11 protein-coding genes are annotated in these 14,050 nt (G+C 45.9%); 5 read left to right on the forward strand and 6 right to left on the reverse strand.

The features are described from left to right. The first annotated feature begins 147 nt into the window (after positions 1 to 147). Positions 148 to 2,352 carry a S8 family serine peptidase gene (locus tag QUA10_RS21185; RefSeq protein ID WP_333084463.1) on the forward strand — a complete coding sequence of 735 codons (2,205 nt, stop codon included), beginning with the start codon at positions 148 to 150 and terminating at the stop codon, positions 2,350 to 2,352. A gap of 198 nt (positions 2,353 to 2,550) precedes the next feature. Here QUA10_RS21185 and QUA10_RS21190 read toward each other — a convergent pair whose 3' ends face one another. Continuing rightward, entirely contained in the window at positions 2,551 to 5,568 is a 3,018-nt protein-coding gene (locus QUA10_RS21190) for a glycerol-3-phosphate acyltransferase (RefSeq protein WP_333084465.1), read from the reverse strand. Between the two features lie 137 nt (positions 5,569 to 5,705). Between QUA10_RS21190 and psb35 the strand changes: the two genes are divergently transcribed. Then, entirely contained in the window at positions 5,706 to 5,900 is a 195-nt protein-coding gene (gene psb35, locus QUA10_RS21195; RefSeq protein WP_333084467.1) for a photosystem II assembly protein Psb35, read from the forward strand. A 507-nt stretch (positions 5,901 to 6,407) separates the two neighbouring features. On the opposite strand, the gene QUA10_RS21200 is transcribed toward psb35, so the two are convergent. The 5 genes from QUA10_RS21200 to QUA10_RS21215 all read right to left on the reverse strand — a co-directional run bounded on the left by QUA10_RS21200 (position 6,408) and on the right by QUA10_RS21215 (position 10,679). Then, positions 6,408 to 8,144 (reverse strand): PP2C family protein-serine/threonine phosphatase, encoded by a 1,737-nt coding sequence (locus QUA10_RS21200; RefSeq protein WP_333084469.1) that lies wholly within the window; start codon positions 8,142 to 8,144, stop codon positions 6,408 to 6,410. Beyond that, entirely contained in the window at positions 8,065 to 8,280 is a 216-nt protein-coding gene (locus tag QUA10_RS29165) for an MHYT domain-containing protein (RefSeq protein ID WP_445251695.1), read from the reverse strand. Before QUA10_RS29165 ends, QUA10_RS21200 begins: the two co-directional genes overlap by 80 nt. Before the next feature lie 117 nt (positions 8,281 to 8,397). After that, positions 8,398 to 8,526, reverse strand: coding sequence for an MHYT domain-containing protein (locus tag QUA10_RS21205; RefSeq protein ID WP_333084471.1), 129 nt, complete (start codon positions 8,524 to 8,526; stop codon positions 8,398 to 8,400). A 596-nt stretch (positions 8,527 to 9,122) separates the two neighbouring features. Continuing rightward, on the reverse strand, positions 9,123 to 9,707 hold the full coding sequence (locus QUA10_RS21210; protein ID WP_333084473.1) for a DUF6658 family protein: 585 nt from the start codon (positions 9,705 to 9,707) through the stop codon (positions 9,123 to 9,125). A gap of 234 nt (positions 9,708 to 9,941) precedes the next feature. Next, positions 9,942 to 10,679, reverse strand: a complete 738-nt coding sequence (locus QUA10_RS21215; protein ID WP_333084475.1) for a DUF2993 domain-containing protein — start codon at positions 10,677 to 10,679, stop codon at positions 9,942 to 9,944. A 276-nt stretch (positions 10,680 to 10,955) separates the two neighbouring features. Between QUA10_RS21215 and QUA10_RS21220 the strand changes: the two genes are divergently transcribed. From QUA10_RS21220 to QUA10_RS21230, 3 genes are all read left to right on the forward strand, one after another. After that, on the forward strand, positions 10,956 to 12,368 hold the full coding sequence (locus tag QUA10_RS21220) for an HD domain-containing phosphohydrolase (protein ID WP_333084476.1): 1,413 nt from the start codon (positions 10,956 to 10,958) through the stop codon (positions 12,366 to 12,368). A 101-nt stretch (positions 12,369 to 12,469) separates the two neighbouring features. Beyond that, entirely contained in the window at positions 12,470 to 13,063 is a 594-nt protein-coding gene (locus tag QUA10_RS21225) for a pentapeptide repeat-containing protein (RefSeq protein ID WP_333084477.1), read from the forward strand. Positions 13,064 to 13,190: 127 nt separating this feature from the next. Continuing rightward, positions 13,191 to 13,946, forward strand: coding sequence for a DUF2993 domain-containing protein (locus QUA10_RS21230; RefSeq protein WP_333035730.1), 756 nt, complete (start codon positions 13,191 to 13,193; stop codon positions 13,944 to 13,946). The last annotated feature ends 104 nt before the right edge of the window (positions 13,947 to 14,050 follow it).

The raw sequence follows: 14,050 nt of genomic DNA on the forward strand, positions 1-14,050 counted from the left end.
AAGATGTAGGGTTAAACCTATTCATAGGATTGTTGCCTGAGTCCTAAGAATTTTCTTTGAGTATTATTAAAAAACTTTGCGATTTCAGGGTTAAAACTTTTTCCATAGATAAGATATACCTATTGAGATGACCAGGAGCATCTGATTATGAATGGTTCCAGCAGTGACGGTAATTTTTTAGATCTAACTCCCAATTCTGATTACTTCAGGCTAACCCCAGGACTTTTAAATCCCATCAGCGGAGGACTGCGGCCTTTACAAGGTAATGATACTGTGATTGGTTCGGTATCTCCAGAATCGATCAATGGCGGTGGCGGTCAGAATTTCCTGTTAGGAGGTAGCGGTAACGATTCTCTATTGGGCGGGAACTTTGATGACTTCATCTCTGGCAACTTTGGGAACAATACCCTCGTTGGAGGTCAAGGAACAGACTCGCTGCACGGTAGTCAAGGCAGCGACATACTTACAGGTTCTGATGACCAAGACAGTTCGGTTAGCAATGTGGGTGGAGACACGCTAATTGGTGGTAGTGGCAATGACTCTTTTGTACCCCAAACCGAACGAAAAGCAGCAGTAGGATTAACAGACCTCGGTACTCTGAAAAATTCAATTAGGCTGAATGGCTTCGTAGGTGAAAACAACTTCCAAGATATTTACACTTTCACCACTGACACACCCAGTAGTATCACATTAGAACTCAATGGTTTAAGTGCGGACGCTGATTTACGGTTTGCGAGGGATGCTAATCAAGATGGTAGCCTGAGCCCAGAGGAAATCTATGACTCCCAGAATTTGGGAATTGAGCCAGAAGTAATGATAAGTCGCTTTTCTTTACCAAGTACGTACTCTGTCTTAGTTCGACAAGGTGTACGGGGAGCTAACACCAGCTACAACCTGAATATAACTTTCAAGCCAATTCAGGTTTTGCTGAATCAAGTTACTTCTCTTGGTACATTCAGCAGCGGAGTCAAGGGTTCGGGGGACGGCTTTGTTGATGAGAACCAACCTGCGAAACTCTACAAATTTGATCTCCCACAGCCCAGCAACCTTCAAGTCAACTTGCGGGGAATGTGGACAGGTACAGATGCGGATTTAATGCTGTTTCAAGATGTCAACAATAACAACAAGGTTGATTTTGGTGAAATTCTTGGCGTTCCTCAACAGCAAGGCAACAATTCAGAGGAAATTTTCTTTAGGGGTTTATCAGCAGGTACTTATTATCTCGGCGTCAACCCTTTTGTAGGCAGCACACCCTACAACCTCAGCATCTTAGCTGCACCGGCAACAGATAAGTTCAACAGCTTGTTTGGCTACGGACTGGTGGATGCAGCAGCGGCAGTTGTGGCTGCCACTGGTAAACCGCAGTTGGATGCTGCTAACCCGCTCACCAGTGCTGCTAAATTGAATAACATAGGAGACTTAAACCTCCTCAATGTTGCCCCAGCCTGGAAAGCAGGATACACGGGTAAAGGTGTGGTGGTTGCGGTACTCGATAGTGGCGTTGACTTGAGTCATCCCGATTTACAGAGCAATATCTGGCGGAATCCTACAGAAATTCCGGGGAATGGTATTGATGACGATCTCAACGAAAAAACTGATGATGTAAATGGGTGGGATTTTGTAGATGGCGATGCTACTGTCTCCCCAGATTCAAACGATCAGCTTGGGTTTCACGGAACTCACGTAGCAGGAATCATTGGGGCTAAAAGAAATGGAATTGACATCAATTCTCCCAATCCTACACTGGAAATGAATGGGGTCGCTTATGATGCTCAGATTATGCCGATTAGGGTCGGAAGTGTTGGAGGTGATGTATCTGTTCCAAATCTTATTGACGGCATTCGCTATGCGGTAAACAATGGCGCAGATGTGATTAATATGAGTTTGGGCGGAGCAAATTTCCTCGATCCAAATCTACGGAAAGCCTTAGAATATGCTAAGGAAAAAGGAGTTTTTGTGGTGATGTCAGCGGGAAATGACAGGGACAAATTCAACCCTAGCGAACCAAACTTTCCCGCATTTTATGCTTTCGATAATTTGGGAATAGCTGTCGGAGCAGTAACAAGTTTTCCAGGCAAACAGGTAACAGTTTTTTCCAATCCTGCTGGTTCGATACCAACAAATTTTGTGGTTGCTCCGGGCCGTGAAGTCTTATCTACAATTCCGATTACGCCGGGAAACGTAGGTTATGGATTCCTGCCGGGAACGTCTATGGCTGCTCCCTATGTTGCAGGTGTAGTTGCTCTAATGCTTGAGGCGAATCCAAACCTAACTCCTGACGAAATTTTGGAATTTCTGACTAGAACAGCAAAACCTGAAGGAATTACCCCGGAAGTTCGTGAGACTAATTAACAACTACTGGGTAATTTCTCGAACCCCGGTTTCTCCAAGAAACTGGGGTTTTGAAGATGTACATTATTTTTATACAACTACTTACACTTTAGTTAAAGTTGAGTGAGAAATGCCGATCGCACTCTGAGTTTACCAGGGCGATCGCCTGACGGTCAAACTCACGTTACTACAAACAAGTTTTTACACTCCTCTTCCCGTTTATTCGAGCAATTCTACAGTACCCAGATACCCGTCGACTCGGACTTTTTGACCGTCTCGCAAGCGAGTTGTAGCTTCAGAAATATTCATGACTGCGGGAATTTTGTACTCGCGAGCGATTATTGCTCCGTGAGATAGTTGGCCACCAACTTCGGCGATAATTGCTGTTGCTCCTAATAGCAGCGGTGCCCAACCTGCATCGGTGTAGGGGACTACTGCGATCGCATTTTCTCCTAAATCTGTGCTCGCAGTTCGGCAAATCTTGACAAAGCCTTCGACACGGCCGATACTCGCAGGAATTCCCTGGATGATATTAGTTGCGGATTGGGTAAGTTCGATCGCCCTTTTCTGAGAATTTGGCAGCAAATTGCCGTAGACTACAGGGGGAATCGGGCGATCGCGATCGGCTACCAGGCGATCGCGCCTTTCCCTAATTGTATCCTTAAACGAAACACTCGCACCGCTGCGAATCCACTGCTGAATTTCCCCAAATTCCAGATAAAAAATATCTCCGCTTTCCTGAAACACCTGCATTGCCAATCCGCAAGCTTCAATCTCCAAAAAAGTCCAGCGTAAATGAGCCAACAACCGCGCGTAAATTTCGCTAATTTCGTTTTTGACGATGGCTCTTTCCTGACATTTATCTAATCGCCACTTCTGCGAAAAAGTCAATCTTCTTTCACGCTTTTCGATTAAATTATTTTCAGCTTTTTGAGCCATAGTTATTACCAACTTTTGATAAATTTCCGGTTGTTCTCGCCAAGTAGGAACAGCGATATCCGTTCCCACCTCGCTCAAATATCCGTAAGTATCAAGCCACTTTTTAAATTCTGCTTGTAAAGCCGGAGTTCCTGCAAATATATGTGCTAAATCTGATACTGAAACATTTTTTTCAGACTGCGAAACAGCAGCTTGGCGCAATTTATGAGCCAACTGCTGCAAAGCTCTCACAGAAGCAATTTCAGGAGCGCTATCATTGTCCAGCCATTCATCAGAAACGCGAAAAATAGCCTTGCGAATAGCCAGCCCGATCGGCCCTAATATATTGTAGTAAGTAATCGGTTTTAGCCACTCCTGAATTTGCTCGGCTTTCTCCAACAATTCCGACAAATATTGATAAGTGGGCATTGGGCGTTGGGCATTGGGCATTAATATTTCTTCGCTCGAACCTCTTCCTTCTTCCTTCTCCATAATTTGCAGCGCTGGGATAAAAAGAGAAGTACGATCGCCCTTAAATTGTGCATTCAGCGCCCTCTCCCGCTGCACCAGACGCCACAAACCAGGCAAAGAAGACAAAATCTTCCCCAAAGGTGGCTTGCCCATTTTTTGCCCTCTCAGCAAAAATTCCAAACCCTGCTCCGGCAATCCCATCATCCGAAAGATTTCGCCCAACAAAGTCGCATTAAAATAGGCGTGAGAACCGAGCAAAGTTGCCGTTTCATTAAAGTTTAAGCCGATCGCGCGATCGCCCAAAACCACCTTGAATATTTCTCCCCAAACGCCACAAGTCAGCGGCCGATTAATCGACCAAGTTAGCGGACGAATTGCACCGGGAATCACTTCCGCTGCAATAGTGCGCGTCCAAAACGGCTGCAAATTAGTAATTGGGCGACTTTGCAAAATCCAAACTTTTTCCCCGTCCCAACTCCACTCAATATCCTGCGGTATTCCGTGAAAAAATGCTTCAATCGCTTGGGCTTGTTTCACCAATTCTGTTAAAATCGATTGAGCAATAATTGAATTACTTTGAAGTTCAGTTAATTTTTTTTCTAATAATTCAGGTTGACTAAAATCAATTTCTAAATGAACCGGAGTACATTGTCCGCCGACAACAGCTTCGGCTCCTCCCGGTAAAGCTTCTATAATTACCTGGGAACCACCATCTAAAGGATTGCGGCTGAACATGACTCCCGCAAATTGGCTGTCAATATAAGGCTGAATTAATACAGCCATTTGGGTGTCGGGTAATTGTCGCTGTCGGCGGTAAGCCACAGCTTCGGAAGTCCAATAAGACTGGCGGCAGCGATTAATGCCGTCGAGCAATTCTGCTTCAGTAAAAACAGGGCCAATAGTTTGATATTGTCCAGCGGCAGAACTCGTATCGCCATCTTCTCCCGCAGCCGAAGAACGCACAATCATTCGATTTGGGATTTTGGATTTTAGATTTTGGATTAAAACATCAATACTTGACAAATGGTCAGCATTTTTCTTTTCCCCTCTTCCTTCTTCCTTCTTCCGTCGGACTTCTTTTTTCTGGCTTCCATCCGTTACATCCGTTACATAATCCGTTGCCGAACTTCCCTCTTCCTTCGATGGCAATATAAAACCCGCAGGTACGTTAAAACCTGCGCGTTTGAGTTGAGACAATTTAGCCGCTTTATCACCGCAGATTGCAGCATCTAAGGAGTCATCAAGAGAAAACAATTGCTCTGATTTAGATAAAGCCATATCATCACCCTGATTGAAATTAATTGCTGCTAACAACAAAGCTAATCCTGTTGCTGCTAAAAATTCGGGCATTGATTGTCCCCACACCCAAACCCAGATAGGAGTAAACAGACACCCGCAACGGGAAGCAAAGAGTCTCGCCCGATCGCCCTCACCCCAGCAGCGCTGTGCCAAACCCCACACCAGCAGCCCCCAAATGCCCGATGATACAGCCACCGGCGGCGAAAATACCAAAAGACCCCAAACAGCGTTGGTCACGCCTCCACCTCGGGCGATCGCATATCTGCCCGCAACTAGCGGAATTAACAGGGCGATCGCGATCGCAGGTGCATCCGGAAAGAAAAATCGCCCCGCCAAAATTGGCAAAATACCCCTGGCAATTTCCGCCAACACCGCCGCAATTCCCGCTAATTTCCCCCCGTGAATGAAAGCTGCCGACACACCCACATTCCCCGTGCCCAGCGCCCTCAAATCTCGGCGGCTAAACACTCGCATCGCCCATCCCGTTAGCGGTAGAGCACCCAGGCTGAAACTAGCAGCCAACAGCAATGCTATTGTCGGCAACGGCATAAAATCAGCTCTCCTATTTTCAACCTCTAAACATTATGACGGCAATTCTGTCAATTTTTCTGTCTTCCGATATATCAACCAGACGGCATTAGCACTTAAGATAATGTAAAAGTAGAGTAGATAAGGATTTAACTATCATGACAGATGTCAGCTTGACGACCCCAATATTAGTTCTTGTCGCTGGCTTTATTGCCGCAGTTACGATCGGCTCGATCGCCTGGTACAACTCCAAGCGCCCACCTGGTTGGGAATCCAAAGAACGCCCTGATTTTGTACCGAAAGTTGATAAAGACGATTTGATTGCTGAGGTTTCTGATTCAAAGAAAAAATAGAACAAAGCTATTTAAGAGCAAAAAAAGCTTTGAGAGGAATAGAAATTACCCTTGCTTATATATCTAGGTAGGGTGCGCCTCGGCGCGCCTTACGCTCCTATATATAAAAGCTTTGAGTGAAGAGTTTTAATTGACCGAAAGCACTAATGTCAATAAAGCGAGCTCTCATCCCGCGCTCGAACCCTTGATTGACCTTGATGCAAGAGATCATTAGATAGATTTAATCAGAGAAATTTAGACGTTCACTACAGCTTTGGAGTGAAGCTGTTCTACATTTAAACTGTGTGTCAAAAATCAATAAAACTCTTGTGGGACGGGCTTCTAGCCAGTCCAAAATTTCCAATTTGAATGCGTAACAGCTTATTTTCAGATTCAGCCTCTTTGGGGAGGCTGCATTAGAGACATCTCACCACCTATTCGTAAATTTGGCGGATAAGGCGATCGCCCCGACGATTATTTCTCAGTTTAACGTCATAAGTTTATTTTTTCGAGGTATGGGCAATCGCTCTAAAGCAATCCGGTGGCTTGAGGGTGTGACTTTTTTTCTACGCCTAATTGGGTCCGCTTCAAAACCAACAATGTAATATCATCAAACACTTTTTGAGTGCCGATATGTCGCCGTAAATCGTCAATCACCGCTTGCTTAATTTCCTCAGCAGACAAATCCCAGTTTTGGCTAATGACTTCACACATCGCCTCCACGCCATACTGTTTTCTCTTAATGTCTTTTGCTTCGGGAATACCATCGGTATATAGCACTATACCATCTCCTGGGTGTAGCTCCATTGAAATATGACTGATGAACTTAACAATGTCATCGTCAAGAGCAATCGGAAAACCTAAATCCATCGTGTCGATACGTTCTACCTGTCCACCAAGGCGCACAATAATTGTTTCTTCATGTTGACCGCTAATGCTGACCCGTCCTTCGGAGTAATTTAAAATTGCTAGGGTGAGACTTTTTTCGGACTTCATGCGCTGCACGTTTTTGTAGAGGGTGCGGTTGAGCGCATCTAGGAACCGAACGGGGTCTACTTCGGGGATTTCCTTGAGGGTGCGAACGGCGGTTTGCGCCATCAGCATCAAGATGCCACTTTCGAGTCCATGTCCAGTGACATCGCCGATGCCCAGAGTGACAACGCCATCGGTGTTTAAAACATCATAGTAGTCGCCGCCGACTTCATCGGCAGCCTCCATATATGCAGCAATATCGAGTCCTTCAATTTCCAGTTCCTCAGCATTGGGCAGAATCATTTGCTGCATCTGACGCACGATATCCAATTCAGCACCCATGCGGAGATTGTCTTCCTTGAGTCTCTCGTTGAGGGTATCTAACTTTTGCGCGGAGTCCGCCAGTTGCTCTATGGCTTGTTCGAGTCGATCGGATTGTACAAAGATCGATTGGTCAAAAACATCCAGCAACTGCGTCAAAGTCGCTACTTTGGATTTAAGCTGCGCTAGCTCCTGCTCAGTATTTCTTGTGAATATTTGCCTAGATGCTGTAGCAGATTCATCTTTTTGAGCGAAGACAACTCCTCGATAGAAGGGCAGCAGTGCTGTCTTGACGTTCAGCGCCAGAGTGCTGAACATCTGAGCCGTGCTATGGGGAATCTGGACTTTCAAGAACATGATAATTGCAAACATATTGCCTGAAGGTAATAGACCACCAAACCCCAACACAGACTTGATTCCGAAGGGAATCACAAAGGAGTCCTGAGCGGGAATATAGGGGCTGCCAATCGCTTCAGGTACATAGAAGACGTTGTATTTCCTCTGCTCGATTTCTACCAAAAGATTCGGGTCAGGGTTGATAACTGTTTTTATATCTAAGCCGAGCTGTCTGATGAGTTGTGAGATCATCGGCATCTGAGCGACTACAGATTCGCTTGCCAGTGGAATAGCTTTGTGTCCAACGGATGTGTGTCTTGAGTTCCATTCCGTTTGTTCTCCTACCGTTGCCAGTAGATTCATGCACTTCATGCCAGGCAAAGGGGGATAGTGGTCCAACATACTACGGGCATACTCGGCAAGTTCGACTTCTAAGTCTTCATAAGGGTGAGTTTTGAACAAACGGACGAGGGCGCAGGATTTCTCACCAGTTGGCTTAGTACAGAAATTTTCGTAAAGATACCTAACAATTCTGTTACTCGCCTCTTCCATACTTTCAACCCCCAAGCCGAACTGGCGTAGAGCCAACCCGCATTCGGCCATGTCCCTTAAAGTGAATCTCGTCAAGTCGTACATCGGACTTCCTTATAGATTGGGAAATAACGGCAACTAAGAAAGACAGTGCCACAATCGAGTAATTATGGTGCCTTTCGGCAGGTACTGGCATCGCCGCCATGCCAATATAAAGCATACTTCCCATGCCATAGCCCATGAGAATACCGGGGATTAACAATGAGAACCTGTGTGCAAAACCTCAATGGAAGTTGTAGAAAGCAATACCAGATGCAATGACTAGGCAAAGCCAAGAGACAATCACAATGGGTAAATCCTAGGCGATCACTAATGGCCGGTGATAAGCCAGCATTCCTAAAAAGTGCATTGCCCAAATGCCCGTGCCTGTCAACGAACCACCAATTAACCCACCTAAGCGAATATTTTCACCGTTTTTTGGAGTCATCCTCCCAGGTAATTATAAAATGATATAGGAGGCAAAAATTGCAAAAATGACCCCCTAAAAATCGTATTTGATTACCCTTAATATAGCAATCCTCAATCATTTGCGAAGTTCTTACTCCCTCCACTTGATAAGGGGAGGGTTGGGGTGGGGTCAAACCTTTACGACTCATTTAGGATTGCTATAGATATGTAAAATAATTTTAAAATTTAATTAAGTTTTTTAACAAAACTTTCCTTGGCATCTTCAGCTAATTCACTCCGAACCAATGTCGATTTTAGCACAGTTAGTCGCTGGAGGCGCTCACGAAATTAAACAACCCAGTTAGTTTAATTTATGGTAAAATGGTTCATGTTGATCAATATGTTTTAAATATATTCAACATGATTAAAATTTACCAAAAATACTGTCTGTAATCGCAGCCTCAATCATAAAAAATGTCAAATATATTGCTTTTCATCATATTAAAAAAGAAGAAAAAGAGTAATTTTTTTTAGCAAATATCAGCTCTACAAGCGTTTATCTAATTTCGATAAATTATATGATTTATGTAGGGGCTAATTTCAGACAGCCCCTACATCATTTGTGGTTCTGCTTGCTTATTTTTGCAGCGGATTGAGTTTCGTAACCGAACTTTCCTTGGCATCTTCAGCGCTATCTTTCAGGAAACCAGAAGCATCCTTAAAGGCGGCGCCTACTTTCTCTAAAATATTGGCATCGGGATCGCTGCGATCGAATACGGGTTGAGCCTTAGCCGGCTGTCCGTCTGGCCCGTCTAACAGAGTTTTATCTCCGCCGAGTTCGAGGTCGAACTTGTCAGTTTCCAGGGGTGCAGAGCCCGGATAAAGCAGCTTTGAGGAATTAGATTCAGCGGTAGTCGAGGCCAGGAGACGATCGCCCACCATCGACAAATCAGCCCGATTCTTTTCTGCTTGAGCAGGCGACTGATTTACTTGAGGATCAGTGGATGTTTTATAATTCGTGTATCCATCCCCACCCGCCTTGTGAGGGTTATTCATTCCTCCAGCTTGAACGGGAGGATTATCAGGCCGAGCACCTCGAACATCGCCCGCATTGCAAGCGGTGCTGGTAAACAGCAGCACACCTGCCATAAATACAGTCAAAAATTGAGTCAAAAATTGACCGTTACGCAGTTTTTTCAAAAAAGCAGTTACAGTGTTCACAAAAAGTTTCCATTTTTCAACTACTAGTTGTTAAGAGTAAAAGTAAACTCTCCAGGGCTGCCTCTAACGGCGGTGATATTTTGCTGCGAGTTGCTATCGACTTTTTTATAACTTTAGAGGGATTGAATAAACTGCGGAGATTTTTCCAAAGCAAAGCATAATGGTAGGGTGCGCCCGTTCCAATAGTTGCTGGAATTGAAGAGCTTTTTTGTTTGTGACACACCCTACAAGATCCTAATTAGGGAATTTTTCGACTTTCGCTTCAGCTTGCAAGGTCAGCAAACCAGCTTCCACATTTAGCTGCTGAATTCGCAGGGACATTCCCTCAAGTTCAAAATTTCGCAAGTTTAAAACTTCACCAGCTTTGTCAGCCAAAGCTTCAGTTAACTCCGGCGAAAATTCCTTGTTTTCGGGATACTCGACATCCTGAAGAGAAATTGCCCAACCGCCCGCTGCGATCTCAGGTTTGGCTGTGAAATAAATCTTTTCCGTGGAGGCCGTTTCCCGCACCAATACCTCAGCATTTAAAGCGATTTTTCCAGCTAGCAATTTGCACTCAATAGTTTTAACGTCTATTGTCTGCTGTTGTCCGTCAACATTAACTTTTAAGTTTTTCAGTTTCCTGCTGATGTATTCGGAATTAAAAGCGCGGTTGATATCGCTTTCTGTTAAAACTGCGCGCGCCCCACCGAAGGCAGGCCCGTTCAGTTCAATTTTGCCAAACATAGCGGTAAGAGGATTGACTGCAATATCCTTGACGTGAATTTGCAATTCTTCCACGCGCAAATCTTGTTGCATTACCAATCCTTTGCCCTCAACGGCAACGGCCTCTACTTCTCCTTGGGCTAGCTGGCCAGGATCGGTGTTAACTGTGACAGACAAAGTTTCGGATTCGTCTAATTTGCTCGCAATAGCAATCTCTGCCACTTTGTCGATCGCCTGTTCCCCTAAACTTCTATTTTGTTGAAGCACGCTCAGAATTCCTAATAATATTGTTGTAAGAAATAGTAGTTAATACTTAAGTCGTTTACCGTCTTCCTCCCGGCAGGTTTATCGTCTGAAAAAAACTCAGCCAAAGACAGAGGGTTTCCAGAAAATTACTAAAATTAATCAGGTACTCTTCGGCGCACTCTACATTGACTCGGTTGCGAAGCGGTGAAAACTCAAAAACTCGGACTTTTGCCCAAAGTCTTTTCTAGAAGTTCGATCGCCCGCTACAATAAGTAAGAGCCGGCACCGCTTTTTGCAATGAATTCAGAATCAACTCTCGCTAGACTACAAGCTACACTTCCCGACGGAAAACTGCCTTCTAGCTACGGGGTATACTTCAAAAACACCCTAGTAGCCCTATGTCACGCCCTAGAAGACCACATTTTGCAAACCAGTGGCGGGGACAAGAGCGAACTCCAACCCTTAGTTTTGGTAACGTTTCAGCAGGGAAAATGGTATTTACAGGAAGCCGATCGCTACCTAGATATTGCTAATGCCTCTCGGTGCGTTGTCATCGGTGCAGTAGCCGACAGCGGTTTCGCTACCCACAAAACGGGTCAATTAGAAAATGTATCTTTAATAAATCTCGATGAGAGCGACCCCCTAATCCAAGAATGGAATTTAATCATCGTCGCCCCCACATACAAAGCAATGGTGCTTTGCCGCGAACTTTCAGCCGAGGAATACTTGCCCGAGGGCAAGCCAGAAGTCGATACAGAACGAAAGTTCTACGGTTTGTGGTCGTTTGACCAGTCTTTGGTGTCGGCCTCGGCAGAAATTTTTATAGAACAGACGCGACATTACAACTCCCCGCTAGCCGACAGTTTGCTGGAAATGTACCACGAAATCCTGGCAACCAAAGGTCCGCCCTTGGCAGATATTAGTGGCGTGGTATCGCGGATAGTCACTTACCTGCAAAGTTCTCAGCAGCAAATGGTGGCAATTAACCGCCAAACCCGCGAATTGTGGGAATTGGAAGGTCAAGCTTTGCGCGTCAGCCGCAATTTGAACGCTAACAAACTTCAAGCTTTTCTGCGGATGGCCCAGCGGGTGGACGAACGCGATACCTCCAATCCTACAGCGTCTTTGCAGGTGGCGGCTTTGTCGGAAACTTTGGGTCAACTACTGGATTTGCCGGCTTTGCAGTTGCGGAGGCTGCGGCTGGCTGGATTGCTATTTCGAGTCGGCTTAATTTCGGCCCCGAATGAGGTGTTCGATCGCACTCCTGATGCTTTCGACCCAGCAACTTTCTCTTTTTGGCGCGATCGCAGTTTCATTGGTTCCCAACTGCTGCAAGCAATGCCGGAACTAGCACCTGTGGCGGAAATTGTCAAGCATCAACTCGAATATTGGGATGGCAGCGGCAGGCCAGAGGGTTTGCGAGCCGAAACCATACCCGTTGCTTCGCGGATTTTGGGCTTGGTCGCTGATTTTCAAGAATTGACTCAACCGCGTGGCGATCGTGCGGCTTTGAGTTTGAGCGAAGCTTTGGAACAGTGCCGCGAACTGTCGGGCACTCGCTTCGATCCGGCTTTGGTGGAAACTCTCAGCAACGTCGTCAGGCTGGCAGAAATGGGTTTGATGCAGTTACCGAACCGCCCCAGCCAACTGCCTAACGTGTGGTTGGAGGATTTGGGCGATCGAACGACCGCGACCGCTCCGGCATTATAAAATAACTGGACTGTTGACTGTTGACTGTTAACTGTTGACTGTTGACTGTTGACTGTTGACTGTTGACCAACAACTGACAACCAATAACTGACAACTGACTAATGACTAATGACCTCGAAGCCATACGTAAAGGCAAAATTTTGATGTTGGCCGGCACTGATTTAGCCGGCAAAGACTTAGCGGGAGCCGATCTCGCCGATGCTAACTTGTCTCAAGCCAACTTGAGTGGAGCTAATCTCGCCGGCGCTAACTTGCAGCGGGCCGTATTGCGAGCCAACCTCCGTGGCGCTGACTTGAGCGGGGCGGACTTGCGAGGCGCAGATTTTCGCAATGCCGATTTGCGGGGAGCTTCCTTCGCTAACGCTTTAGTCCGCGACGCAAGTTTTGGGGGTGCTTTTTTGACGGGAGCATCCATCGGCAATTTGGATTTGAGCGGTGTCGATTTTCGCGGCGCTGATTTGCGGGGCGCTGCTTTGGCTCGGGCAATTTTGCACTCCGCCGATTTGAGCAATGCCAATTTGTCAGGCGCTGATTTGTCGGGAGCTGACTTGGAAGAAGCGATCCTAAATGGAGCCGTACTGCGCGGCGCTAACCTGACGGGGGCTAATTTGCTTTGCGCCATGATCGAACAAACCCTTTGGGATGGAGCGTTGCTTGATCGCGCCTGTCTCCAAGGCACCCCCCTGAGCCTTTAAATTTCAACAATGTTGTTTTGAAGACATACAAAAAACAATATCTGCTTATGAGGTGAATAAGCACAAGCTATTTTTACATTTCTTAATATGAGGTTATAATGGCGACTGTAGATGAGCAAACGAATAAATGGTAGCAGCTTTGTTTAGCGGTACATCCTTTCAAGGTCAAAGTGGCGATCGCCTTGTTAGTAAAGTAGCAGGAGCTGCGATCGCAGCCTTATTCAAGCGTTCTGAAAAGGCCGAGGCCAACATCCGAGTCGAACCAGTAGCCAAACTCTTGCAGGGAAGCATCGACGGTTTTGACTTCGTTGGCAAAGGTATGTTGATGTACAACGGCCTTCGCATAGAAGTGATGGAACTCTACCTGCAAGCACTCTCCATTGATTTTGGAGCGATTTTTGCAGGTCAAGTGAAATTGCGGCAGCCTACCCAGGCAAATATGCGAGTAGTCTTAAGTCGATCGGATTTAACCACCTCATTCAATACACCTTTTGTAGTTGAAAAACTCCAGAAGCTGAAGTACCAAGAGCAATCTCTGCACTTTCAAAACACTGAAGTCAGCTTCGGAACCGACAAATCAATTCGGCTTCAGTCCGAAATTACCGTAGGCGATGCCAGCGAACCGGTCAAAATAGATATTACAGCTCAATTGCAAGTAGAAGACCGACGTAAAATCCAATTTGTCAGCGTTACTTACGGCGGTGACGAGCAAGCAGTAGACTTGGGTCAAGCTATAATTGCCCACGTAAATAACTTGCTAGACTTAGACAAATTTGCCTTAGAAGGCACTCAACTGCGAGTAGACCGCTGCCGAGTTCAGAACGACGAGCTGGTTTTCTACGGTTGGGCTGGTATCGAACAGTTTCCCAAAGGCAAGCGCTAAACCTCAGCAGGCTGAGGTTTGCCCAGCCATCTAGTTTGGAAAAAGAGCATTTTCAGTTAGCAAACAACCCGCACCGGCGGGTTTTGCTTTAGGTTTTAGATGGG

The sequence above is a fragment of the Microcoleus sp. Pol8_D6 genome (genome assembly GCF_036700965.1).
In the GTDB taxonomy this organism is placed as follows: domain Bacteria; phylum Cyanobacteriota; class Cyanobacteriia; order Cyanobacteriales; family Microcoleaceae; genus Microcoleus.

Excerpts from the sequence above, each read along its gene's own strand:
- QUA10_RS21230 (WP_333035730.1), top strand. The coding sequence starts at position 13,191 with ATGGTAGCAGCTTTGTTTAGCGGTACATCCTTTCAAGGTCAAAGTGGC.
- QUA10_RS29165 (WP_445251695.1), bottom strand. The coding sequence starts at position 8,280 with ATGGGCTATGGCATGGGAAGTATGCTTTATATTGGCATGGCGGCGATG.
- psb35 (WP_333084467.1), top strand. The coding sequence starts at position 5,706 with ATGACAGATGTCAGCTTGACGACCCCAATATTAGTTCTTGTCGCTGGC.
- QUA10_RS21190 (WP_333084465.1), bottom strand. The coding sequence starts at position 5,568 with ATGCCGTTGCCGACAATAGCATTGCTGTTGGCTGCTAGTTTCAGCCTG.
- QUA10_RS21200 (WP_333084469.1), bottom strand. The coding sequence starts at position 8,144 with ATGTACGACTTGACGAGATTCACTTTAAGGGACATGGCCGAATGCGGG.
- QUA10_RS21220 (WP_333084476.1), top strand. The coding sequence starts at position 10,956 with ATGAATTCAGAATCAACTCTCGCTAGACTACAAGCTACACTTCCCGAC.
- QUA10_RS21205 (WP_333084471.1), bottom strand. The coding sequence starts at position 8,526 with ATGACTCCAAAAAACGGTGAAAATATTCGCTTAGGTGGGTTAATTGGT.
- QUA10_RS21225 (WP_333084477.1), top strand. The coding sequence starts at position 12,470 with ATGACTAATGACCTCGAAGCCATACGTAAAGGCAAAATTTTGATGTTG.
- QUA10_RS21185 (WP_333084463.1), top strand. The coding sequence starts at position 148 with ATGAATGGTTCCAGCAGTGACGGTAATTTTTTAGATCTAACTCCCAAT.